Genomic DNA, 21,630 nt, shown 5'->3' on the forward strand with positions numbered 1-21,630 from the left:
ACATGAACAACATACTGTCTAAAGATAAAGTGATCCTGAATGCAACAGCGAAGGATAAAAGCGAAGCGATCCGCATGGCCGGCAATCTGCTGGTGCAGGCGGGTCATGTCTCGGCGGATTACGTGGATAAAATGCTGGAGCGTGAGGAGATCGCCTCAACGTACATGGGTGGTGGCCTTGCGATTCCTCATGGTACCAAAGAAGCCAAAGGGATGGTCATCAATACGGGATTATCCATCGTTCGTTTCCCGGAGGGGGTCGACTTTGGCGGAGATGAGCCGGCCTTTATCGTCATTGGCATCGCAGGCGCCGGTGGTGATCATATGGCGATTCTTACCAACGTGGCAATGATCTTCACGGACGATGCGAGCATCGAACAAGTGATGAATGCGACCACCGAAGAGGAGATTCTAGCGATCTTCGAAGGGGGAATGGACGCATGAAGGCGGTCCATTTCGGCGCAGGCAACATCGGGCGCGGCTTCATCGGTCTATTGCTGTCTCAGGCAGGCTACGAGGTCTGCTTCGTCGATGTGAACGATGAATTGGTATCGGAGTTGAAGGCTCGCGGAGAGTATACGGTCCAACTGGCCAGTTCAGGCGCGGAGACGACACGGGTTCAAGGCGTAACGGCGCTGAATAGTGCCGCTGAGCCTGAAGCTGCAGCCCGTGCGGTTGCGGAAGCGGACATCGTAACGACGGCGGTCGGCGTGAACATTCTGAAGTTCATCGCGCCTGCCATTGCCAATGGATTAAAGATTCGGCTGCAGAATGCCGCTGCCGAGCCACTTCATATCATTGCCTGCGAGAATGCGATTGGTGGCAGTACGCAGCTGAAGGGGCACGTCTACGACCTACTGGATAATAACATGAAGCAGTTGGCCGATCGCCTGTTTGCGTTCCCGGACGCCGCTGTCGATCGAATCGTGCCGCTGCAGCAGCATGAGGACCGTCTGAAGGTGGTCGTTGAGCCATTCTATGAGTGGGCCGTCGACCGTTCGCAGATGCTGGAGGGCTTCAAACCAATCGAAGGTGTTCACTATGTAGAGCACCTGGAGCCTTATATTGAGCGTAAGTTGTTTACGGTGAATACCGGTCATTGCTCAGCGGCTTATATAGGCTATCTGAAAGGTTACGAGACGATTCAGGATGCGATGCGGGATGAAGAGGTAGCAGGCCATGTACGTGCGGTACTGGAAGAGACGGGAGCCGCACTGATTCACAAGCATGGCTTCGATCGCGCCAACCATCAGAATTATATTGAGACGATTCTCGATCGATTCCGCAACCCGGCACTGACCGATGAGGTGCTGCGGGTAGGACGTTCGCCGATTCGCAAGCTATCACCAGAAGATCGATTAGTATCGCCGGCACTACTCGCCATGGAGAGCGGTCTGTCCTATATGAGCCTGGCTAAATCCATGGCAGCTGCGCTATTGTTCGATGTGCCGGAAGACCCGGAAAGCGTCGAGCTGCAAGCTTCTATTCGGGACATCGGCGTAAGCGACACCGCATCGCGTTACACGGGTATTGCCGAAGAGCATCCGGTGATGGGTGAACTGCTGGCGCAGTATGAAGAGTTAAAGACTCAATTTGAAGTGAGATCATAATTTCCATCCATTTATAAATACTAAACCCCTGACCTTGTTAATCACCGCGGTTCAGGGGTTTTCAATCATTGTTGTCATTATTATTCAAATATCTCGGTAAACTTCAGGATTTGCTGGGCTTCCTCCAAGGTGGTTGCAGGAGCGGCGAGGTATGTCGCTCGGTCTGTACCGTCTCCGAATTCTCGGTTCACGTGGATTTTCACTTGTTCAAAGCGGTTGTCGATAAAGAGCTCTCCGAGATATTTAAATTGAAAATTTGAAAAATCTCCGCGTGAATTATGCTCCCATATCGGGTAACTCAGAAAGCTGGTCAGAATGGAATCACGAACATCGGGGGACGCTTTATAAATGCGATCATAGGCATAGAGTGGATATTCCATAATCTCACTTTCTAACATCGTAAAATCGTGTTCATGAACACGGACAACGCCCTTGAACGTCGGATGATGGAATAAATAGCGGTAATACGTGCCCTCAATCTCAAGCGTGGTATGGATTACGGCCGCAGGATCATCGGCCGTGTATTGCACAGCGGGATAAGTCAGATGAATCTCCCTGGGTACTCGGGGCAAGCCGAAGTCACGAATGGTGACATAACTGATAAAGGCGATGATCGCCAGCACAAGCATGGTCTTGAATACAACTCGCATAGGCAAGGTCCCTCCGATATGTCATGCATAGGTGAATAAATTCCAGTTAGCTCTCACACCATAATAGTGGAAAATAATACATATGGAAATACAGGAACCGGGATATTTTCCGGGAAACTTTCGCTAATTCCTCCATAAAAGAGTACACTATACATATGAAACAGAAGTGGATGTGATGATGAGATGGCAGAAGAATCAATCTTGACGCAGGAAGGCTTTAACAAACTCCAGGAGGAACTGGATGATCTGAAGTATGTGAAGCGCAAGGAGCTCGCGGCGCGGATCAAGCTTGCGATCAGTTATGGTGACCTGAAGGAGAACAGCGAGTATCATTCAGCCAAGGATGATCAGGCGTTCATGGAGACGCGGATTATCATTCTGGAGAAGATGCTGAGTAAGGCCCGGATTGTCGATGCTGCTCATATGGATTCCAACACTGTGCAAGTGGGCTCGAGAGTCGTCTTGAATGATATTGAGTTTGACGAGAAGCTGGAGTATCAGCTGGTCGGTCCGGCGGAGGCAGATGTACTGGACAATAAAGTGTCCTACGAGAGTCCGCTAGGCAAGGCATTGATGGGCAAAGCCGTTGGTGACCGGGTGAACGTGGAGGCTCCGATGGGTGTCATTAAGTACGCCTTATTGGAGATCAAGGGACTGTAATCATGTAGAAAAAGGCGTAATCCCGCTAAGCTGGGATTACGCCTTTTTAAATATAGGATTCAGGCTCACGCAGAAACTGCAGCTGCTCTGCGTTCATAAATATAACATGCCATCCCGAGCAGGAAGGCCAGACTTACAAGCACGGCCCCCACCCAAGGCAGGGAGGACAGGCTGAGATGCGTAATAACAAGGCCGCCAATGAAAGCCCCCGCGGCATTCCCCAGATTGCCCGCAGAGTGGCTTGCGGTTGATGCCAGCGCAGGTGCCGACTGTGCGAGGTTCATAACTCGCACCTGCATACCAGGCATTACGGCGAATGAAGCTGCTCCCCATAGGATGATCGTCAATACGGCGGTTACCGGATGATACATGGTCAAAGTAAACACCGTGAGTATAATGGCCGTAGCTAGATAAATACCCAGTATGGAAGGCAGCAGCTTCCAATCGGCCAGCTTGCCGCCAATCATATTCCCGGCGGTGACACCGATACCGAACAGAACGAGAATCCAGGTGACGCTCTGCTCGGCGTAGCGGTAATTTCAATTAGCAGCGGCGCAATATAAGTGAATACGGCGAAGAGTCCAGCGTTGCCGAGTGCTCCGATGAGCAGAAACAGCAGTAGTCTCGGCTTGATGAGCGCCGTGATCTGCTGAACCATGCTGGAGTGCTTGTCCGGATACTGCTTCGGGATAAAGACGATAATGCCAACGAGCGCGATGATGCCCATAATCGCAATGGCGGCGAAGGATGCGCGCCATCCCATACTGTGGCCGATGAAGGTACCGAGCGGCACGCCGATGATGTTGGCAATGGTAAGACCGGCCATCATAATGGATACCGCCGCGGCACGCTTGTCCGGACGTACGAGGCGCGAGGCAATCACGGCTCCAACACCGAAGAACGTACCGTGTGTTAAGGCTGTCAGCATGCGTGCTCCCATGAGAACGGCGTAGTTCGGGGCGAAGACGGCGATGCCGTTGCCGAGAATGAACAGTCCCATCAATAGCAGCAGGAGTTTCTTCTGCGGGATTTTGTGCGTAAGCACCGTTAAGATAGGTGCACCTACTGCAACGCCCAGGGCATACATGGTGATAAGCTGCCCGGCTGAGGCGATGCTGACGTTGAGATCATCCGCTACGTTCGGGAGGATCCCCATAATGACGAACTCCGTCATACCGATGGCAAATGCACCAACCGTGAGCGAGAGTAGGGAGACAGGAAAGGCCTCCTTGGAGGCCGGATGATGTAATTGTGATGAAGCCATGGTGTGAGACAACCTTTCTGCTGTATAGATTATTGCGAAGATATCTGCAATCCCAACCTGATTGATCGGTATAAGAGACCTGCTCCATATTATTTAACGATTCTGCTGGATAAGCAAGCTTTTTATTTCAGGTGTACGATGGGGCCGGTTAATAGCACGTAAAGGACGTAATTCTGCCCAGATCATATCCCGCGTATATCCAGCTGCTACCCGTCCATCTGAAGCCTGCAACGGAGGTGCGGCCGACGAAGATCGGAAAGAACCAGAAACCCGGCCCATACTGCGGCCAAATATAGGTGTTCCGATACATGCAGCCCCTCATAGCGCCGGGATCAACGGCGAACGTCGAGGTGAGCGGCTGCACGGGCGTAATCTGAGGGGGTGGGGCCGTAGGGGGTTGCTGAGGGCCGAAAGGGCCTTGAGGCGGCATAAATGCCATACATGGTCACTCCTTAATATGAATATGTGTTTAAATATAGAGCAGCGTGATAACTAGCAGTTCGAACAGCACTAATGGCAAGATCACTTGATTGTAGTAGCTGGGACCGAATGCACGTGGATGTCCTTCGGCCGGCATACTTAGATACACGATTCCTCGATTGCATCCAACGACGACACCTTCGAATACGTCGCCATCCAGCGTCTCAACCCGGACAAGCTTATGCAGATGCTGTTTGCAGAGATGGTGCAGATGATCCCGGATAGCTTGGATGCCTTGGCTTGTGCTCGTTTCGGCTTGATATATAGTTTGCTCTTGATGTTGCGGGTATGGAACAGTCATGATTAGAAAACCTCCATCGCATAAATAGAAACAGTTAAATCATCTTATGCAAATGCCTATATAGAGGTGTGTTATTAACAAACCAACTTAATATAGAGATTGGTGGAAAGATAAATAAAAATAACAATTAAAATATTCATTTACGGGAATATTCCTAATATGGTATATTCATTTCAAAGAACACTATGCTTATGGGAATGAGGTGAACGGATATGGCAGAAGCAGCAAGATGGCGCACCCCCACACCACAAGGCAGACAGCTCACTGAACGATCCGGTTCATGATGGGAATGGTCACATTCAGTGCACTGGCAGAGCCTAATCGTCTCCATATGGTTGAAATGCTGCTCCATGGACCGATGACGGTAGGGGATATTGCGAATCAACTGGAGATTCGGCAGCCTCAAGCCTCCAAACATTTAAAGGTGTTACTGGATGCGGGGCTGGTCGAAGTGAAGGCAGAAGCCAACCGCAGGAACTACCAACTGCGAATGGAGCCTTTTCAAGAAATGGACAGTTGGCTCTCAAGCTATCGCCGGATATGGAGTGAACGGTACGACAATCTCGACGCTTACTTGGAGAAATTGCAAGCTAATCCGAATCAGGATTCAATCAATCGTAAGAAGGAGGAATAAGAATGGCAAGTTCAATGGTATGCAAGGCTGAAGGTCGTGAGGTTATACTGGAGCGTGTATTTAGCGCACCAAAGGAGCTCGTATTTAAGGTGTTCTCGGATGGAGAGCATCTGAAGCAGTGGTGGGGCCCGCGTGGTTGGGAAGTCACCGTATCCAATATGGATTTTCGGCCAGGCGGAGCATGGCATTATTGCATGAAGTGCATGGATCCGAATCAAGGTGATTTCTACGGAATGGAGTCTTGGGGTAAGTCGGTATATCAGGAGATTGACGAGCCGGATCGAATCGTGTACGTCGATTATTTCTCGGATGCGGAAGGAACGACTTCGGAGGGTATGCCGGCTTCAACAACCACGATGACATTTGAGGATCAAGGTGGGCAGACGCTGCTGATTAGCAGATCGGTATATGAATCCGAAGAGGCGGTCAGACAGGTGCTCGATATGGGGATGGAACAAGGCATCACTGAGACGTGGGATCGTCTCGAAGAATATGTGTCTTCTTGGGCTTAATCGAACGACATATGGACGAGTTCAGGGCTGGATTCCTCGCGGAATTCAGCCCTTGCTGCGTCAGCTTGATAATATGCCTCATAACGTTCAATATAAAGATAAATCAATCCAGCGAGTAAAGGCAGCATAACATAGACAATTTAGGAGGGTTTATCGATGGAGATAGGCGTTAGCTCGTTTGTAGAGACATGGCCGGATGTAGACACAGGAGAGGTTATGAGCCATGCACAGCGAATTCGAGAGGTCGTGGAAGAGATCGTGTTGGCCGATCAAGTGGGCCTGGATGTGTATGGTGTAGGTGAGCATCATCGTAAAGATTATGCGGCGTCATCCCCGGCGGTTGTGCTGGCAGCGGCGGCATCTCAGACGAAGTGGATTCGGTTAACGAGTGCGGTGACGGTGCTCTCCTCGGCCGACCCGGTACGCGTCTTTCAAGAGTTTGCTACGCTGGATGCCATCTCTAACGGTCGTGCAGAGATCATGGCGGGTCGGGGGTCCTTTATCGAATCATTCCCGTTGTTCGGTTACGATCTAAGCCATTATGATGAACTATTCGAAGAGAAGCTGGAACTGCTGCTCAGGATCCGCGAATCGGAGAAGGTAACTTGGAGCGGCAACCATCGCCCAGCCATTCAGGACCTCGGGGTGTATCCTCGACCGGTCCAACAGCCGCTGCCGGTATGGATAGGCAGCGGTGGCAATTCGGAATCGGTTGTTCGCGCCGGCCTGCTCGGTCTGCCGTTAGTGTTGGCGATTATCGGCGGCAGTCCGATGCAATTCGCTCCCCTTGTTAAGCTGTACAAAGAAGCGGCAGCCCACGCAGGCCACGATGCGTCGAAGCTTGCGGTCGGCTCGCATTCGCATGGATTTATCGCGGAAGAGACGCAGAAGGCAGCTGACCAATTCTTCCCTTCAACTCAAGCCAGCATGAATGTGCTCGGTCGGGAGCGGGGCTGGGGATATTATGACCGTGCAAGGTTCGATGCGGCACGAAGCTTCGAGGGTGCCCTCTATGTTGGTGATCCGGAGACGGTGGCCCGGAAGATTATTCACCTGCGTAAGCATGTGGGCATCACGCGATTCATGCTGCATGTTCCGGTAGGGACCATGCCGCATGATGAAGTTATGAAGGCGATTGAACTGCTAGGAACCGAGGTTGCGCCACGGGTCCGTGCAGAGATCGACCGCTGGGAAGCGGCTGGCGAGCCGGTAGAGTGACGAATTGAAACTTTCTGCAGACCACACTCGTCTATGACATAACTTGGGAAAAGGTGGGAGTGTCTTGAGGGTTGTTCGATATTTGGCGATGTGGTTTGTCTTCCTAATTTTGTTTACAGGGGCTTTTATCAGCCTGGAGCTTATGGAAGGATACAAGATTCGTACAACCGAGTATTACGGTTTGTTGAATTTGGGGTTTACTTTGGTTGCCGTCGTCTTCTTGGCAGCAGCGATCATATATATGATCATCATGTTCCCATTAGCCTGGCTGCTCGGCTTTGTCCCTTGGAACAGACGATGGTTTATTGTGTATATCCTCTTATATGCGGCGCTATGGGCGGCGGCAGGCATCTGGTTGTTCCATGAGCTTTACCAGCCTGACTTCGTTCTTCACTATAACCTGCACGTGAGTTCCGCAGTCTGGATGTTCGGTGTGATGGGATTGCTGTATGGATGGATCGAATGGATTATGCTGGAACGAGTAGTTCGGCGTACATGAGGAACTACCCGGCTGCGAACGATCAACGCTCATGATGAGGACAGTGAGAAGATACAGGGGGAAGAGGGCATGAAATTCGTATTTGATCTGGATGGAACGATCTGCTTCAAAGGCCAGCCCGTTTCGGACGAGTTGTTGAAGGCATTGGAGTCACTTGTGGAGCTAGGGCACGAGGTTGTTTTTGCGTCTGCCCGGCCGATTCGTGACTTGCTTCCGGTTCTTCATAAGCGGTGGCATGACTATCCAATGATCGGGGGCAACGGCTCGATGGTCGCAACTGAGGGGCGTATCATGTCCACGGTGGGGTTTGATCATGAGATTCTGTTGGTTCTCCTGGATCTGCTAGAGACATACAACGTGGGGTATCTGATAGATGGGGAATGGGACTATGCCTATACGGGTCCGGTTGATCATCCGATTCTGCTGAATTTAGACCCGCATAAGTTAGCCGCGCGCGTGGCACTCCATGAGCTGAAGTCGGTTGTCAAAATATTGATGCTGACTTCGGACGATATGGCAGGATTAGAGGAGAAGCTGAGGTTGCTGGATGTCGTCGTCCATATACATCAAGGGGAAGGGGCTCTGGATATCAGTCCCACAGGGATCCATAAATGGAGTGGATTACAGCAACTGGGGATTGCGGCAGGGGAGTATGTTGCCTTCGGCAACGATGCCAACGATATTTCGATGTTTCAGCATGCACGACACAAGGTCATGATTGGTGATCACCCGCAATTGGCGTCATTTGCTTCAGAGCAATTGCAGTTGGATCAAAATATTGAGCATGCAATCGCAGAGAGATTAAAATCATTGGGGCGTTTATATGCGGTGACGAGCGTTTAGACTTGCAGAGCGCGGAACTACAGGATTTGGGTGGGGACTAACCCCGCCCTTTTTTTGTTTTCTCAGGAGAATGAAACATCCCTTGAGTCGAAGGATACGGAGTGGTTACAACATATTCAAATGGCGTTCAAATGAGAATCTGTAGTACATGTCAATTTAACTTACAATTGGCTGACAATGACGGCTTTCAGTATCGTAACGAATAAGCTGTGCAAAGGATGGATGATATTTCTACTGGCTTGAGTTATACCAACTGCCAGAATTTTAGAACGTGCAAAATACGATAATCTATATATAATTAATCCGACAGAGTTACTTTAAATAACATAAACTGATAAAATCTATTGACGGAGAAGAGTCAGTCTGATATTTTCTAAATAATATTAATTCATTATTATATATTGATAATTTGGAGGTTGGGAACATGGCAGAGATTACGGCTGCACGAGGCACCGAGCTGCGCTGTAAAGGCTGGAGACAAGAGGCCTTACTGCGCATGCTGGAGAATGTGCTGGAGAATGGCGAGAACCAGAAGGAACTAACGGTCTACGCAGCATTGGCAAAGGCAGCACGTAACTGGGGTTCTTATCATGCCATTGTAGACACACTCAAGAATTTGGAAGAGGACGAGACCCTGGTCATTCAGTCCGGCAAACCGATCGGGATTATGCGCACGCATAAATACGCCCCGATTGTGATCATGGCTAATTGCAATATGGTTGGTAAATGGGCGACCAGTGATCAGTTTTATAAGTTTCAAGAGCAAGGGTTGATTGTATGGGGCGGACTGACGGCTGCTGCCTGGCAGTACATTGGTTCTCAGGGTGTTATTCAGGGGACCTACGAGATTTTTCAATCTATAGCGAGGATGCATTTTGATGGGCAACTGGCGGGACGTTTTATACTGACCGCGGGTTTGGGCGGAATGGGAGGCGCGCAACCACTGGCAGGAACGATGGCTGGTGCAGCGATTCTCTGTGTGGAAGTATCCGAGGCTCGGGTGGATAAACGGATCGAAGTGGGATATTTGCAGCGCAAGACAGCCGATCTGGATGAAGCGCTGGCCTGGATCGAGGATGCGGTAAGTCGGAAGGAGAGTCTGTCCGTAGGTCTGATCGGCAATGCCGCCGAGATTTATCCGGAACTGCTTCGCAGAGAAATTCAGCCGGACATCGTGACGGACCAGACGTCGGCACATGATCTGTTATACGGCTACATTCCAGCCGGCTACACGCTGGAACAGGCAGCGGAGCAGCGCCAATTGAACCCGACTCAACTGCAGCAGGATGCAGGCGAGTCGATCGCACGTGAAGTGACGGCGATGCTTGCTTTTCAGGAGCGCGGAGCATTGTGTTCGATAACGGCAATAACATTCGGACTCAGGCGGTTCAGTACGGTGTGGACCATGCGTTTGACATCGTGGTATTCACAGAGGGTTTCTTACGGCCTTTGTTCGCGCGCGCGATCGGTCCTTTCCGGTGGGTGGCGCTTAGTGGCAATGTAGAGGATATCCGCAAGATAGATGAATACATTCTTGAATTCTTCCACGATAACGACATTGCGGTCAATTGGATTCAGCTGGCGAATCAGTACGTTCCGGTAGAAGGGCTTCCGGCGCGTATCGGCTGGTTTGGACATGGTGATCGCACGAAGCTGGCGCTGGCAGTGAACGAGATGGTTCGCAGCGGGGAATTAAGCGGCCCGGTGGCATTCTCCAGGGATCATCTGGATGCAGGTGCCATGGCTCATCCGAATATTATGACGGAGAACATGAAGGACGGAAGCGACGCTATTGCGGATTGGCCACTGCTCAATGCCATGCTCAATTGTTCATCCATGGCCGACCTCGTCGCTATTCACTCCGGTGGCGGCGGCTACAGCGGCTATATGACAAGTGCGGGCGTTACGGTAGTCGCTGACGGAACGGAGGATGCAGCGCTGCGGTTGAAGACAACGCTCGATAACGATACTGGCCTTGGCGTATTGCGTTATGCTGACGCCGGGTATGAGGAGTCGCTGGACGAAGTCCAGCAGAAGGGCATCCGCCGAATCGATACGGAAGAACGTGTGCACTGAGTGAGGACCTGACAATCAGGCAAGGCAAGGAATGAAACAACAAATCGTGATCGTGAAAGGGAGACTGAGGATGCGTGAATTAACGATAGCAGACGTCAAGGCAGCGGTGCGTGGAGGCGCGGTCTTTGCATCAGGAGGCGGTGGATGGGTAGATCATGGATTGGAGATCGGTGGAGCAGCCGTTGGAATCGGTCGACCGAAGCTGGTCTCGGTGGACGAGTTACCGGATGACGCCATCATTATTACGACAACAGCGATTGGTGCGCCTGCGGGCACTGAGTGGGAGATGTGGGGCGTGGATTACATCAAGGCAGTGCAACTGCTCATGGATCATTACGACGGCAAGGTTGTCGGAGTAATGACACCACAAAACGGCATGTCCAGCACGATTAACGCTGGCTGCCGGCAGCTGCGCTCGGTTTGGTCGTCGTGGATGCAACAGGCGACATTCGTGCCCATCCGACGGGCAAAATGGGCTCTATGGGGCTGGCATCCAGAACCGATTATGAGACGATTCAGGTGGTTGTTGGCGGGCGCAGGGACACGGGCTCTTATCTGGAACTCGTGGTTAAAGGCACACCGGCCAAGACCTCCAATATTTTGCGTACAGCCTCTGATATGTCGGGTGGCTTCATCGCTTCGGCAAGGCATCCGCTGCCAGCATCCTTCATTAAAGAGCATGCTGCCATTGGTGGAATCTCGATTGCCTTGAATCTAGGGTATGCGATGTTGGAAGCAGAATCGCAAGGACCGGAAGCGATTATGGAGGCGGTACGCCGTGAAACCCAGGGCCGATATATCGGCAGAGGCCAGGTGTTGAAGAAGGATGTGCATTACTCCGGTGCGTTTGATATCGGGACGATCACGATGGAGGACGGCAGCGGCAACGAACTAACGCTTCATGTAATGAATGAATATATGGCCGTGGATCAAGCGGGACAGCGACTGACCACGTATCCTGATGTTATCACCACATTCGAGGTAGCGACAGGCTTGCCTGTGAGTGTCGGTGGCGTGAAGGAAGGCATGGAGATTGCGCTCTTCGCGATTGATAAGCAGCACGTGCCGCTTAGCTCCAGTGTGAAAGATCCTTCGGTGTACCCGGAGGTGGAACAGGTGCTTGGCATTTCGCTTGCGGAATATGGATTGAAAGGGATCTAAGAGGCCGGCGACAGTGGATTATAAAAAAAGAGGGTGCTCGGTATGTTGTATGAAACGGAATCCATTCCCTCCGGATTCAGTGTGGACCCGCTGCGTCCGATTGTAAGGCTGGATGGGCATTCCCTATCCATTGAGGAACTGGAGAAAGTGGCAAAGCACGGGCACGGTGTGGAGCTGGCCGATGAAGCGGTACGCCGTGTGGAGGAAGGGTATCAATTGCTGGGGGAGCTTGTATCGTCTGGGGTTCCGATCTATGGCGTGAACCGGGGCGTGGGGCTCAATAAGGATCGTGAGATTACGCGAGAGGAGAGCGAAGCTTTCAATCGAAGATTGCTCCGTTCCCATGCTTCTGCGGTAGGCCCATACGCTAGTGAAGAGCAGGTGCGAGCTATTATGACGGCCAGGCTTAACTCGCTCTTGACAGGGGCCTCTGGCATTCAACCGGCAGCCCTGTTTATGTACAGAAATCTGCTGAATGCCGGCATTCATCCGATGGTGCCTTTGCGGGGCTCCGTAGGCGCGGCGGATATTTCCGTGTTGTCGCATATCGGACTTACTATGCTGGGTGAGGGAGAAGTGATGTTCGGAGGAGAGTTGATGCCTGCGCTGCAGGCGCTTCGAGCCGCCGATTTATCCCCCATCAAGCTGATTCAGAAGGATGGCCTGGCCATCGTCAGCTCAAATGCGCTGTCCGCGGGGATGGGTGCCCTGGTACTGGGCGAAGTGCAGCGTCTGCTGCGCACGGCTGATTCGATCTTCGCTTTATCGCTTGAAGGCATTGACGGGACAACAAGTCCATTGGATGCCGCTACCTATCGGGTTCGCCCGTTGGAAGGAGCCGCTGCAAGTGCCGCTTATGTGCTGAGTTGTCTTCAGGGCGGTGCGATTATGCAGCAGTCACCTGAGCAGAAGACCGGCCGGATCCAGGACCCACTCAGCTTTCGCAGCGCATGCCATGTGCACGGCGCAGCGAGGGATGCCCTGAGTTATACAGAGCGACAACTGCTGCTCCATCTGAACGCGTCCGATGATAATCCGACATTAGACCTCGAGGGACGGCGTATGGTACCGAGTTCGAACTTTGATGTTACGTCGTGGGTGCTGGCATTTGAGATGCTGGCGATCTCGCTCAGCCACGTGTCCAAATCCTCCTGCTACCGTTCAATTAAGCTCGGCACGCCGGATACCACGGGCCTCACCCGGTTCCTGGCCCCGAATCCGGAGACGATTGCCTTCAGCACCATGCAGAAAACCTACACATCGCTCGATACGGAAATTCGGTTGCTGGCCAATCCCGTGTCGATGGATTACTTCTCGCTTGCAGGGAATATCGAGGATCATGCGACGAACGCGCCGCTGGTGGTCAGGAAGGTTGAAGACATCGTTGAGCGCTTGACGTATATCATCGGCATGGAAGCTCTTCATGCGGCGCAGGCGATTGATCTTCGCGGGAACGCTCATTCTTTGGGCAAAGGAACGGCGAGGATCTACCGGACTATTCGCGATGTAGTCCCGAAACTGACCGAGGATCGGGTGCTGACCCCGGATATTCAGGTGATAGCTGAACGCATTCGAAGTGGCGTCATGATCGTGGAGTCGGAACTTGAGTCTGGTGATGAAGGCTAGTAGAAGAATGGCATAAACGGGTGCGTTCCAGTCCGTGCTCGTCAGAGGGTACATTAAATGAACAGTCGGTTGGATCTGGTTATATACGGCCATGTGGTACTGCCAGAAGGTATACGTTATAACGCATATCTTGGCATACAAGGCGGCGTCATCGTAAGCATCGGTGATTTGGACCCGGACAAGATCCGGGAGGCTTCCCGTTTTGTGGATGCTGGTGGTCAATACGTTCTGCCGGGTGCGGTGGATGCACATGTACATTGTTACAGCTCGCTGGACGAAGGATTCACTCATGCCACTCGTGCCGCTGCGGCGGGCGGGGTGACCACCGTCATTGAGATGCCCTATGATGCGACGGGCATGATCTGCACGCGGGAGGCGTTCGAAGAGAAGCGGGCTCGGTTGGAGCAAGAATCGGTGGTGGATGTGGCCATGCTGGCCACGATCCAGAAACAGGATGGGTACGATGATATCCGGCAGCTCGCCGAAGCTGGCGCCTGCGGCTTCAAAGTATCGATGTTCAACACGGATTCCTTCCGTTTTCCCCGGATCGATGACGGTCAGCTGCTGGATGCCTTTGCCGTGATCGCGGACACCGGCTGTCCGGTCGGGGTTCATGCCGAGAATGATGAGATTGTCCGGCGATATATGGCGAAGCATCTACCGAGCGGGACCGATTCGCGTTCACATGGCTGGAGCAGACCGAAGGTCAGCGAGTCGACTGCGGTCGTGACGGCGATGGAGCTTGCGCTGGAGACGGGTGCGAAGCTGCACTTGTACCACTGCACGTATCCACGGATATTCCATCTGGTGCAGTTGTATCGGGAGATGGGAGCCAGAGTTACAGCAGAGACCTGTACGCACTATATGACGTTATCCGAGGAGGATATGCCGCGGCTGCATGCCAAGGCCAAAATCAATCCACCGCTGCGAACGCCGAGCGACGTCGAAGGTTTATGGGAGCTTGCGGCAGCAGGGAGAATCGACATGATTACGTCGGATCATGCGCCGTGGCTGCTCGAACGCAAGCGCCATGAGGATATTTTTCAGAATGCCTCCGGTGCACCCGGTGTTGAGCAGCTCCTCTCGATCATGTACAGCGAAGGCGTGGCCAAGGGACGTATCTCGATGATCGAGCTGGTCTCGCTTGTAAGCGAACGCCCGGCCAAGGTGTTTGGACTGGGTCATCGTAAGGGACGTATCGCCGAAGGTTACGATGCCGATCTGGTGATTCTTGATCCCAATGTTTCCTGGGTACTGGATGGAGATAAGTTGCATTCCAGTGCAGGCTGGAGCCCGTATCATGGACTCAAGCTGCAAGGGAAAGTTACTTCTACGATCGTTCGGGGTGTTACGGTCTATGATAACGACACGGTTACAGGACAGCCAGGGCATGGTCAATTTGTGCGTGCAAAGCATAAGGCGAACGAATCGGAAGGAGGAATGGGATTTGGCAGGGCAAAGCGATAATGTGAAACCCAATCTACAGCGTCTGACTTCCGATATCGAAGTGTTGTCATCATTCAGCGATCCCTCGAAGCCGGGCTGGACGCGGAGACCGTTCACAGCATGGTATGAATCCGGTCGGCAATGGCTGACAGAGCGGATGCATGAAGCGGGTCTTGAAGTGAGCGTGGATGCAGCCGCTAACCTGATCGGTCGTCTGCCCGGCTTGAACCCGGCGCTGCCGTCGATCTTGATCGGATCTCATACGGATACAGTCCAAGGCGGTGGGAGATTTGACGGCATCATCGGCGTTGTCGGAGGATTGGAAATCGCGAGGCGATTGAAGGAATCAGGAGTCAGACTGCAGCATACGTTAGAAATTGTTGATTTTACGGCCGAAGAGCCCAGCGAATTCGGCATATCGACGATTGGCAGCCGAGGCATGGTTGGTACGTTGACAGAAGAGATGATGCATAAGCAAGACCCGAATGGCTTATGTTTACGCGATGCGATTGATAGAATAGGTGGGAGAAGTTCGGATTTAATGACGGAGGTGAGAAAACCGGGGGAAGTGGCCCTTTACCTGGAGCTGCACATTGAGCAAGGCCCTGTGCTGGTGGAGACCGGCCGCACGCTAGGCGCAGTGACCGGCATTGTCGGTATACACCGCTACCGGATAAGAGTGACGGGCCAACCGAATCATGCTGGAACCACACCCATGTCTATGCGCCAGGATGCGCTGACAGGCTTCGGCGAGATCTGTCTCGCCTTAGAGCGGATTTGCCGCTCTTATGGGGACCGCCTTGTCGGTACGATAGGCAGAGTATTCAACGAGCCCAATGCTTCAAATGTCATCCCTTCGGATGTCACCTTTGAGATGGAAATTCGATCCCTCGATCCGCTATTGTCCGAACAGGTGCACACCTCTTTTGTCACCGAGGCTTATGAGATTGCTGCACGACGTCAGTTGGCTCTGAAGGAGGAGCTGCTGTCGAGGTCGGAGCCGGTGCACGTTAATGCCAATGTATTGGAGCTCATCGAGCATAACTGCGCCCTTGTAGCTCCTGTGATGAAGCTGCCTAGCGGTGCAGGTCATGATGCCAACCAATTGGCGCGCATCGCACCGATCGGGATGATATTCGTGCCAAGTCGGGGCGGCAGAAGCCATTGCCCTGAAGAATGGACAGATTATGAACAGGTTGCCGCAGGTGTCGAAGCCCTTGCGCTGTCGCTGCTTCAATATGATCAAATATATGGGGACGTGAAAATTCATGTTTCTGAATGAAGGTCATTGGGTTAATGGTGAACGTCTATGGAGCACGATTGTGGCATTGGGTGATATCGGTGGAGATGGTGCGGGAGCGGTTACCCGTCTTTCTCTAAGTTCGGAAGAGCTCCGTGGCCGAGAATATATCGTTGCTTGATGAAAGCGGCAGGCCTGGATGTGCGGCAAGACGAGGCAGGAAATCTTATCGGACGTCTGCCCGGAGCGAATCCGCATCTCCCGGCCGTTGTCACAGGCTCCCATATCGATACAGTGCGGGAGGGTGGACGATTCGATGGTGCGCTCGGCGTGCTGGCGGGCATTGAAGTGCTGCGGACCATCAGGGAGCAGGGATTCACTCACACTCGTCCGCTGGAAGTCATTTGTTTTACGGATGAAGAGGGGGTGCGCTTCGGTACGGGATATTTAGGAAGCCGAGCGATGGCAGGCTTATGGAATGATGAATGGCTGTCTCTTGCGGATATAGATGGCATTACATTGCAGCAAGCCATGTCCGAGGCCGGCATAACACCAGCCCATGCGTCGGCTGCCAGGAGGAAGCACGGGGATGTTCACGCCTACGTCGAACTGCATATCGAGCAGGGACGTGTACTGGAGCATCACGAACTTGAAGTCGGAATTGTCACATCCATATATGGGCACCGTTGGTTGAAAATCACCATGTATGGGCAGGCTGACCATGGGGGTACGACGCCTATGGGACTCCGGCGAGATGCAATGGTTGCAGCGTCGGAGGCTATTCTTGGCATAGAACAGACCGCGATTGATTATGGTGGTGTAGCCACGGTGGGTACCCTTCAGGTTAAACCAGGCTCCATTAACGTCATTCCTGGGGAAGTGATCTTTACGGTGGATGTTCGTCATGGAGATGGTGAGGGGTTGGACCAGCTTGCGTCCGCCATTGAGGAGGCGGTGCGGCAGTGTGCGATACAGCGCGATGTCGCCGTTAACATCACCATGACGGATTCGGATGAACCGGTACAAGCATCAGAGCAAGTGACTCGTGCGATTCAGCGTGCTTGCGAGGGAGCGGGGTATTCGCCCTTCATGATGAATGGCGGTGCAGGCCATGACGCTGTGGCCATGCATGCCTTGACTGACATCGGACTCATCCTGATACGTTCAAAGGATGGAATCAGCCACCATCCGGCGGAGTGGAGCTCGCCAGAAGATTGTGTGGCGGGTGCAAATATTTTGCTTGGGACCCTACTGTTATTGGCGAATAATTAATGTTACAATTCCGATTGACATGATAGGATATATGGTTTAATAATATTGGTAACTTGTTATTATAATTTGATAATAACAACGGAAGGGGGAGCGGCGTGGAAATTCTCATCGGAGCTTATGAGTACGTTATGACCAACAGCGATCGCTTTTTGGAGGCGTTGAAGGTTCATGTAACGATCAGCTTGTATGCCCTGCTCATTGCGGCTGTTGTGTGTATACCGCTGGGCATTCTTTGCGCGAAGAAGCAGTGGCTGACCGGTCCGGTCATGGGCTTGTTCAACTCGCTGCGCGTCATTCCGAGCCTGGCCGTGCTTATCATTATTTTGCCGCTGATGGGGACGGGCTTCGGTCCGGCATTAATCGCGCTGACACTGCTGGCTTGTCCGCCCATCTTGATTAACACCTATATGGGCTTTCGTACGATTGAGCTTCCATCGTCGAGGCCGCTGCAGGAATCGGAATGGATTCAAGCACGATTCTGCGGAAGATCGAGCTTCCACTGGCATTGCCGCTTCTCTTGTCGGGCCTTAAGACCGCAACAGTTGAGGTCGTTGCCAGCGCGACGTTGGCGGCTTTTATCGGAGGAGGGGGACTTGGGACATTCATCATTAATGGTCTGGGGATGTACAACTTCTCGCTGCTGCTCGTTGGGGCGATACCGGTTGCTATGTTAGCTATTTTTTCCGAAGTCAGTTTTGCCTGGATCGAAAGATCCGTTACCAAATACGCCCGCTAAATGGGGGGAGGAGTCCAAGAATATGAACAAAAGATTTACTCTGATGTTAACTGTATTGATTGGGGCAGCGATGCTTGTCAGCGCATGCTCGGGAAGTAATAACAGCACAGGCAAGCCGGTAGTTAAGGTAGGTTCTAAGAACTTTACCGAGTCCCTGATTCTTGGGGAGATGTACGCAGTTGCATTGGAACAGCATGGTTACAAGGTAGACCGCAAGCTGAATCTGGGGGGAACCTTGGTTGCACACGAGTCGCTGAAGAGCGGCGAGATTGATTTCTATCCCGAATATACGGGGACGGGCTTGATCAATGTGCTGGAACTTCCTCCCAAATCCGATGCCCAGGTCGTATACGATGAAGTATCCCAAGGGTATAAGGATAAATTCAATCTGATCTGGCTCGAGCCGACGGATGCGAACGATTCCCAGGGTCTCGTGACGACGAAGAAGATTGCAGAGCAGTACAATCTGTACAAGATCTCCGATCTTCCCAAGCTTGCTCCTGAACTGAACCTGGCGGCCGTGCCTGAATTCGAAGAACGCGAGGATGGTCTGAAGGGCCTTAATGACTTCTATGGACAGATGGACTTCAAGAGCATCAAACTGTTCGATTATGGAATCAAATACCGTGTCATTCTGGACGGTGAAGCGGATGTAACGGTCGGCTTTACGACCGACGGTGACCTGACCAACCCCGAACTCGTGCTGCTGGAGGACGATCAGAAATTTTGGCCGCCTTACTTTGTAGCTCCGGTTATTCGCGGGGAGTTAAATGAACAGGACCCCGAAATTGCCACAATCCTGAATGAAGTATCCGCGAAGCTCGATAACGAAACCGTTCAGAAGCTGAACGCAGAGGTTGATATCGATAAGAAGGAATACGCTGATGTGGCCAAGGCGTTCCTGGAGGAGCAAGGACTGTTGAAATAAGAACGCCCGATTATCTCCCGATTGGAGATGGATGGGTCGTGCAATGCCGGCGTCAGGGCCGGTGCCTAAGGAGTGGATGAATGAATGAGTAAATCAGCAATCGTGTTTGATGGAGTGTCGAAAACGTTCCCGAAGGCCTCAAAACCGTCGGTCAACGAAACGAGTCTCGTCATTGATCAAGGGTCGTTCGTCACGATATTAGGGGCCTCTGGCTGCGGCAAGACCACGTTATTAAAAATGGTAAACCGGATCATCGAGCCCACCTCGGGCACGATCTCGATCTTTGGTAAGGATATCCGGCAGCAGCCGCTTACGGAGCTGCGCCGCAGCATCGGTTACGTGATCCAGCAGATCGGTCTGTTCCCGCATATGACCATTGAACAGAATATCGCAGCGGTGCCGCATATTCTCGGATGGGAACGCAGTCGCGTTGATGCAAGGGTGAAGGAACTGCTGGAACTGGTTCATCTGCCGGAGAGTTTCAGAGATCGCTATCCCCGTCAGTTATCGGGTGGACAGCAGCAGCGAGTGGGCATCGCCCGGGCGATGGCTGGTGATCCGGCGGTACTGCTAATGGACGAACCGTTTGGTGCGATTGATGCCATTACCCGGGCCAAGCTGCAGGATGACCTAAAGGGCATTCAGAAACAGCTCGGGAAGACGATCCTGTTCGTTACGCATGATATCGACGAGGCGCTCAAGTTGGGCGACCGGATGATCGTCATGAACGAGGGTACGATTCAGCAGTATGACAAACCGCTGGTAATCCTCGATAACCCGGCCAATGAATTTGTATCGCGGTTGGTGCAGTCAGATGATCTGTTTCAACGGCTGCAGTTGGTTCGGACAGGTGATAGTATGGAGCCATTGACTGAGGATGCACCCGAGGGCTATCCCCGCATTACCTTCGACAGCAGCTTGAAAGAGGCGCTTCAGCTTCTGCTTAAGCATAACGGTCGTTCGCCTTATGTGGTTGTAGTCGATGGGGATGGTCAGGAGGTCGGTAAGATTACGATGAATGAACTATCCCTGGTGGGAGGCCGCTGATGGGAATCGGAGAATATTTTGCCCGATATTACGGAACGCTGTTCTCGGCCTTACTCGAGCATTGCATCATGACCTTAGTCTCGCTGGCCATCGCCTCGGCGATCGCGCTTCCGGTTGGATATTGGTTGTCCCGTCATCGCAAGATCGCCATTCCCGTTCTGTCCATACTCGGCATCATTTACGCCATTCCCAGCCTAGGTATGTTCGCGCTGCTGATCCCGCTGGTAGGTCTCGGCTTTAAGTCGGCCATCATTGCCTTGGTTGTATACAGTCAGCTGATTCTGGTACGGAACGTAATCGCCGGATTTCAATCCATTGATCCATCGGTCATTGAAGCCGGAGCCGGGATGGGATACAGCAAGTGGCAGCTATTTCGGAAGATCGAAATGCCGCTTGCGACCCCCGTTATTATCGGTGGACTGCGCATCGCTTCGGTATCTATTATCGGTATCGCCACGATTGCCGCATGGATCAATGCCGGGGGACTCGGTGTGATTCTGTTCGAAGGTATGTACCAGAACTCTGTACCCAAGATGGTGTGGGGGACGCTGTTTGTTTCTGTGCTTGCGATCCTGGTGAACACGGTACTGCTAAGGTTGGAGAAAATATCGATGTTAAAGGCACGCGGCGAATCGCGCATGTGATATAATGATCACGAAATTGCAGATGACCGAGGTGCTCATTATGAATGGTACACAAACGCTAGGACGTGCGATTGATATATTATTTGTGCTTGCAGAGTCAGGCTCCACCCTTACCGTCAGCGAGATTGCGGAGAAGGTGGGGATACCGGACAGTACGGCCTATCGTTTCATCCAAACCCTCATCAAGAACGGATTTGTTGAACGAAAGGGCAGAGGGCAGATTGGTCTTGGTCTTCGTATCTTTGATTTGGCCAGAAGCTTGTCCCAACAGATTGAACGAGAACTGTTGACGGTGGCCAGACCGATAATGGAGGAGTTATCCGATGAGACAGGAGAGACCACGGTCTTGTTCATCCGTTCCGGATCGAAAGCCATCTGTATCGAGCATGTCACAAGCAAGCGGCTTATCCGCTTCTCCATCGAAAGCGGTAGGGTCTTGCCGCTGAATTCAGGTGCATCGGGCAAATCACTGCTTGCGTTTGAGAGTGAGCGGGTGGTCAAGGAAATGCTGAAACTGTTTGGAGAGAAGCAGTCCGAGGAGAGCCGTCTGCAGTTGGTGCAGGATCTGGAAGCGATTCGTGAACAAGGGTATGCTCTTACACTGGGCGAGGTAGATAGCGATGTATTTGCCATGGCGGCGCCGATATTCGACCCGCAGCAGAACATTATGGCCAGCTTGTCCGTTGCAGGACCCGTTCATCGGCTAAGTAAGGAGGATATTCCGAAACTGATCGATCAGGTGAGGGATGCGGCTTCGCGGATCTCGGTTAAGCTCGGTGGTTAG

General features: G+C 52.4%; 23 protein-coding genes and 3 pseudogenes. 22 read left to right on the top strand and 4 right to left on the bottom strand.

The window, feature by feature from the left end:
* The first annotated feature begins 2 nt into the window (after positions 1 to 2).
* Both JCM10914_RS10390 and JCM10914_RS10395 read left to right on the top strand, forming a co-directional pair.
* On the top strand, positions 3 to 443 hold the full coding sequence (locus JCM10914_RS10390) for a PTS sugar transporter subunit IIA (RefSeq protein ID WP_023960439.1): 441 nt from the start codon (positions 3 to 5) through the stop codon (positions 441 to 443).
* Positions 440 to 1,609 carry a mannitol-1-phosphate 5-dehydrogenase gene (locus tag JCM10914_RS10395; RefSeq protein ID WP_023960441.1) on the top strand — a complete coding sequence of 390 codons (1,170 nt, stop codon included), beginning with the start codon at positions 440 to 442 and terminating at the stop codon, positions 1,607 to 1,609. Before JCM10914_RS10390 ends, JCM10914_RS10395 begins: the two co-directional genes overlap by 4 nt.
* Before the next feature lie 80 nt (positions 1,610 to 1,689).
* Here JCM10914_RS10395 and JCM10914_RS10400 read toward each other — a convergent pair whose 3' ends face one another.
* The gene (locus tag JCM10914_RS10400) at positions 1,690 to 2,259 is read right to left on the bottom strand and encodes a hypothetical protein (protein ID WP_023960443.1); all 570 of its coding nucleotides are present in this window, start codon (positions 2,257 to 2,259) and stop codon (positions 1,690 to 1,692) included.
* A 183-nt stretch (positions 2,260 to 2,442) separates the two neighbouring features.
* On the opposite strand from JCM10914_RS10400, the gene greA reads away from it, so the two are divergent.
* Positions 2,443 to 2,919, top strand: a complete 477-nt coding sequence (greA, locus tag JCM10914_RS10405; protein ID WP_023960445.1) for a transcription elongation factor GreA — start codon at positions 2,443 to 2,445, stop codon at positions 2,917 to 2,919.
* 65 nt (positions 2,920 to 2,984) lie between these two features.
* Here the strand turns inward: greA and JCM10914_RS10410 are convergent.
* The 3 genes and pseudogenes from JCM10914_RS10410 to JCM10914_RS10420 form a co-directional block, all read right to left on the bottom strand.
* Positions 2,985 to 4,183 (bottom strand): annotated as a pseudogene (locus tag JCM10914_RS10410) (MFS transporter).
* Between the two features lie 148 nt (positions 4,184 to 4,331).
* Positions 4,332 to 4,622: a hypothetical protein gene (locus JCM10914_RS10415; RefSeq protein ID WP_036717622.1), complete on the bottom strand. Its 291-nt coding sequence runs from the start codon at positions 4,620 to 4,622 to the stop codon at positions 4,332 to 4,334.
* A 30-nt stretch (positions 4,623 to 4,652) separates the two neighbouring features.
* Positions 4,653 to 4,964, bottom strand: coding sequence for a hypothetical protein (locus JCM10914_RS10420; protein ID WP_023960450.1), 312 nt, complete (start codon positions 4,962 to 4,964; stop codon positions 4,653 to 4,655).
* A 283-nt stretch (positions 4,965 to 5,247) separates the two neighbouring features.
* Here JCM10914_RS10420 and JCM10914_RS10425 point away from each other — a divergent pair, with 283 nt between their 5' ends.
* From JCM10914_RS10425 to JCM10914_RS10500, 19 genes and pseudogenes are all read left to right on the top strand, one after another.
* Complete coding sequence (locus tag JCM10914_RS10425; RefSeq protein ID WP_036717705.1) at positions 5,248 to 5,598, top strand: helix-turn-helix transcriptional regulator; 351 nt, start codon at positions 5,248 to 5,250, stop codon at positions 5,596 to 5,598.
* A 2-nt stretch (positions 5,599 to 5,600) separates the two neighbouring features.
* A complete protein-coding gene (locus tag JCM10914_RS10430; RefSeq protein ID WP_023960453.1) occupies positions 5,601 to 6,110 on the top strand; it encodes an SRPBCC domain-containing protein in 510 nt (169 codons plus the stop codon).
* A 156-nt stretch (positions 6,111 to 6,266) separates the two neighbouring features.
* A complete protein-coding gene (locus JCM10914_RS10435; RefSeq protein WP_023960454.1) occupies positions 6,267 to 7,328 on the top strand; it encodes an LLM class flavin-dependent oxidoreductase in 1,062 nt (353 codons plus the stop codon).
* Between the two features lie 64 nt (positions 7,329 to 7,392).
* Positions 7,393 to 7,827: a hypothetical protein gene (locus JCM10914_RS10440; protein ID WP_023960456.1), complete on the top strand. Its 435-nt coding sequence runs from the start codon at positions 7,393 to 7,395 to the stop codon at positions 7,825 to 7,827.
* Between the two features lie 69 nt (positions 7,828 to 7,896).
* Positions 7,897 to 8,670: an HAD family hydrolase gene (locus JCM10914_RS10445; RefSeq protein ID WP_023960458.1), complete on the top strand. Its 774-nt coding sequence runs from the start codon at positions 7,897 to 7,899 to the stop codon at positions 8,668 to 8,670.
* A 424-nt stretch (positions 8,671 to 9,094) separates the two neighbouring features.
* A pseudogene (locus JCM10914_RS10450) lies at positions 9,095 to 10,746 on the top strand (urocanate hydratase).
* A 31-nt stretch (positions 10,747 to 10,777) separates the two neighbouring features.
* Positions 10,778 to 11,458, top strand: a complete 681-nt coding sequence (locus JCM10914_RS31760) for a DUF917 family protein (protein ID WP_370570231.1) — start codon at positions 10,778 to 10,780, stop codon at positions 11,456 to 11,458.
* On the top strand, positions 11,365 to 11,907 hold the full coding sequence (locus JCM10914_RS10455; RefSeq protein ID WP_370570232.1) for a hypothetical protein: 543 nt from the start codon (positions 11,365 to 11,367) through the stop codon (positions 11,905 to 11,907). The genes JCM10914_RS31760 and JCM10914_RS10455 overlap by 94 nt, the downstream gene beginning before the upstream one ends.
* Positions 11,908 to 11,949: 42 nt before the next feature.
* A complete protein-coding gene (gene hutH / locus JCM10914_RS10460; protein WP_023960468.1) occupies positions 11,950 to 13,533 on the top strand; it encodes a histidine ammonia-lyase in 1,584 nt (527 codons plus the stop codon).
* 57 nt (positions 13,534 to 13,590) lie between these two features.
* Positions 13,591 to 15,000: a dihydroorotase family protein gene (locus tag JCM10914_RS10465; protein ID WP_023960470.1), complete on the top strand. Its 1,410-nt coding sequence runs from the start codon at positions 13,591 to 13,593 to the stop codon at positions 14,998 to 15,000.
* Positions 14,981 to 16,261, top strand: coding sequence for a Zn-dependent hydrolase (locus JCM10914_RS10470; RefSeq protein ID WP_023960472.1), 1,281 nt, complete (start codon positions 14,981 to 14,983; stop codon positions 16,259 to 16,261). The genes JCM10914_RS10465 and JCM10914_RS10470 overlap by 20 nt, the downstream gene beginning before the upstream one ends.
* A complete protein-coding gene (locus tag JCM10914_RS28845) occupies positions 16,248 to 16,400 on the top strand; it encodes a hypothetical protein (RefSeq protein ID WP_156332312.1) in 153 nt (50 codons plus the stop codon). The genes JCM10914_RS10470 and JCM10914_RS28845 overlap by 14 nt, the downstream gene beginning before the upstream one ends.
* Complete coding sequence (locus tag JCM10914_RS10475) at positions 16,400 to 17,491, top strand: Zn-dependent hydrolase (RefSeq protein ID WP_023960474.1); 1,092 nt, start codon at positions 16,400 to 16,402, stop codon at positions 17,489 to 17,491. The genes JCM10914_RS28845 and JCM10914_RS10475 overlap by 1 nt, the downstream gene beginning before the upstream one ends.
* Positions 17,492 to 17,757: 266 nt before the next feature.
* Positions 17,758 to 17,859 (top strand): annotated as a pseudogene (locus tag JCM10914_RS31325) (ABC transporter permease); the annotation flags it as partial.
* A 92-nt stretch (positions 17,860 to 17,951) separates the two neighbouring features.
* A complete protein-coding gene (locus JCM10914_RS31330) occupies positions 17,952 to 18,227 on the top strand; it encodes an ABC transporter permease subunit (protein WP_023960476.1) in 276 nt (91 codons plus the stop codon).
* A 22-nt stretch (positions 18,228 to 18,249) separates the two neighbouring features.
* Positions 18,250 to 19,155 (top strand): glycine betaine ABC transporter substrate-binding protein, encoded by a 906-nt coding sequence (locus JCM10914_RS10485; RefSeq protein ID WP_023960478.1) that lies wholly within the window; start codon positions 18,250 to 18,252, stop codon positions 19,153 to 19,155.
* Between the two features lie 84 nt (positions 19,156 to 19,239).
* A complete protein-coding gene (locus JCM10914_RS10490; RefSeq protein WP_023960480.1) occupies positions 19,240 to 20,202 on the top strand; it encodes an ABC transporter ATP-binding protein in 963 nt (320 codons plus the stop codon).
* Positions 20,202 to 20,846, top strand: coding sequence for an ABC transporter permease (locus tag JCM10914_RS10495; protein ID WP_023960482.1), 645 nt, complete (start codon positions 20,202 to 20,204; stop codon positions 20,844 to 20,846). Before JCM10914_RS10490 ends, JCM10914_RS10495 begins: the two co-directional genes overlap by 1 nt.
* Positions 20,847 to 20,850: 4 nt before the next feature.
* Positions 20,851 to 21,630, top strand: coding sequence for an IclR family transcriptional regulator (locus JCM10914_RS10500; RefSeq protein ID WP_023960484.1), 780 nt, complete (start codon positions 20,851 to 20,853; stop codon positions 21,628 to 21,630).

Origin of the sequence: Paenibacillus sp. JCM 10914 (assembly GCF_001315105.1) — a bacterium.
Lineage (GTDB): Bacteria > Bacillota > Bacilli > Paenibacillales > Paenibacillaceae > Paenibacillus_AQ.

Excerpts from the sequence above, each read along its gene's own strand:
- JCM10914_RS10475 (WP_023960474.1), top strand. The coding sequence starts at position 16,400 with ATGAAAGCGGCAGGCCTGGATGTGCGGCAAGACGAGGCAGGAAATCTT.
- JCM10914_RS10500 (WP_023960484.1), top strand. The coding sequence starts at position 20,851 with ATGATCACGAAATTGCAGATGACCGAGGTGCTCATTATGAATGGTACA.
- JCM10914_RS10390 (WP_023960439.1), top strand. The coding sequence starts at position 3 with ATGAACAACATACTGTCTAAAGATAAAGTGATCCTGAATGCAACAGCG.
- hutH (WP_023960468.1), top strand. The coding sequence starts at position 11,950 with ATGTTGTATGAAACGGAATCCATTCCCTCCGGATTCAGTGTGGACCCG.
- JCM10914_RS10465 (WP_023960470.1), top strand. The coding sequence starts at position 13,591 with ATGAACAGTCGGTTGGATCTGGTTATATACGGCCATGTGGTACTGCCA.
- JCM10914_RS10400 (WP_023960443.1), bottom strand. The coding sequence starts at position 2,259 with ATGCGAGTTGTATTCAAGACCATGCTTGTGCTGGCGATCATCGCCTTT.
- JCM10914_RS10485 (WP_023960478.1), top strand. The coding sequence starts at position 18,250 with ATGAACAAAAGATTTACTCTGATGTTAACTGTATTGATTGGGGCAGCG.
- JCM10914_RS28845 (WP_156332312.1), top strand. The coding sequence starts at position 16,248 with ATGTTTCTGAATGAAGGTCATTGGGTTAATGGTGAACGTCTATGGAGC.
- JCM10914_RS10425 (WP_036717705.1), top strand. The coding sequence starts at position 5,248 with ATGGGAATGGTCACATTCAGTGCACTGGCAGAGCCTAATCGTCTCCAT.
- JCM10914_RS31760 (WP_370570231.1), top strand. The coding sequence starts at position 10,778 with ATGAAACAACAAATCGTGATCGTGAAAGGGAGACTGAGGATGCGTGAA.
- JCM10914_RS10430 (WP_023960453.1), top strand. The coding sequence starts at position 5,601 with ATGGCAAGTTCAATGGTATGCAAGGCTGAAGGTCGTGAGGTTATACTG.
- JCM10914_RS10395 (WP_023960441.1), top strand. The coding sequence starts at position 440 with ATGAAGGCGGTCCATTTCGGCGCAGGCAACATCGGGCGCGGCTTCATC.
- JCM10914_RS31330 (WP_023960476.1), top strand. The coding sequence starts at position 17,952 with ATGGATTCAAGCACGATTCTGCGGAAGATCGAGCTTCCACTGGCATTG.
- JCM10914_RS10495 (WP_023960482.1), top strand. The coding sequence starts at position 20,202 with ATGGGAATCGGAGAATATTTTGCCCGATATTACGGAACGCTGTTCTCG.
- JCM10914_RS10415 (WP_036717622.1), bottom strand. The coding sequence starts at position 4,622 with ATGGCATTTATGCCGCCTCAAGGCCCTTTCGGCCCTCAGCAACCCCCT.
- JCM10914_RS10420 (WP_023960450.1), bottom strand. The coding sequence starts at position 4,964 with ATGACTGTTCCATACCCGCAACATCAAGAGCAAACTATATATCAAGCC.
- greA (WP_023960445.1), top strand. The coding sequence starts at position 2,443 with ATGGCAGAAGAATCAATCTTGACGCAGGAAGGCTTTAACAAACTCCAG.
- JCM10914_RS10455 (WP_370570232.1), top strand. The coding sequence starts at position 11,365 with ATGTCGGGTGGCTTCATCGCTTCGGCAAGGCATCCGCTGCCAGCATCC.
- JCM10914_RS10435 (WP_023960454.1), top strand. The coding sequence starts at position 6,267 with ATGGAGATAGGCGTTAGCTCGTTTGTAGAGACATGGCCGGATGTAGAC.
- JCM10914_RS10445 (WP_023960458.1), top strand. The coding sequence starts at position 7,897 with ATGAAATTCGTATTTGATCTGGATGGAACGATCTGCTTCAAAGGCCAG.
- JCM10914_RS10490 (WP_023960480.1), top strand. The coding sequence starts at position 19,240 with ATGAGTAAATCAGCAATCGTGTTTGATGGAGTGTCGAAAACGTTCCCG.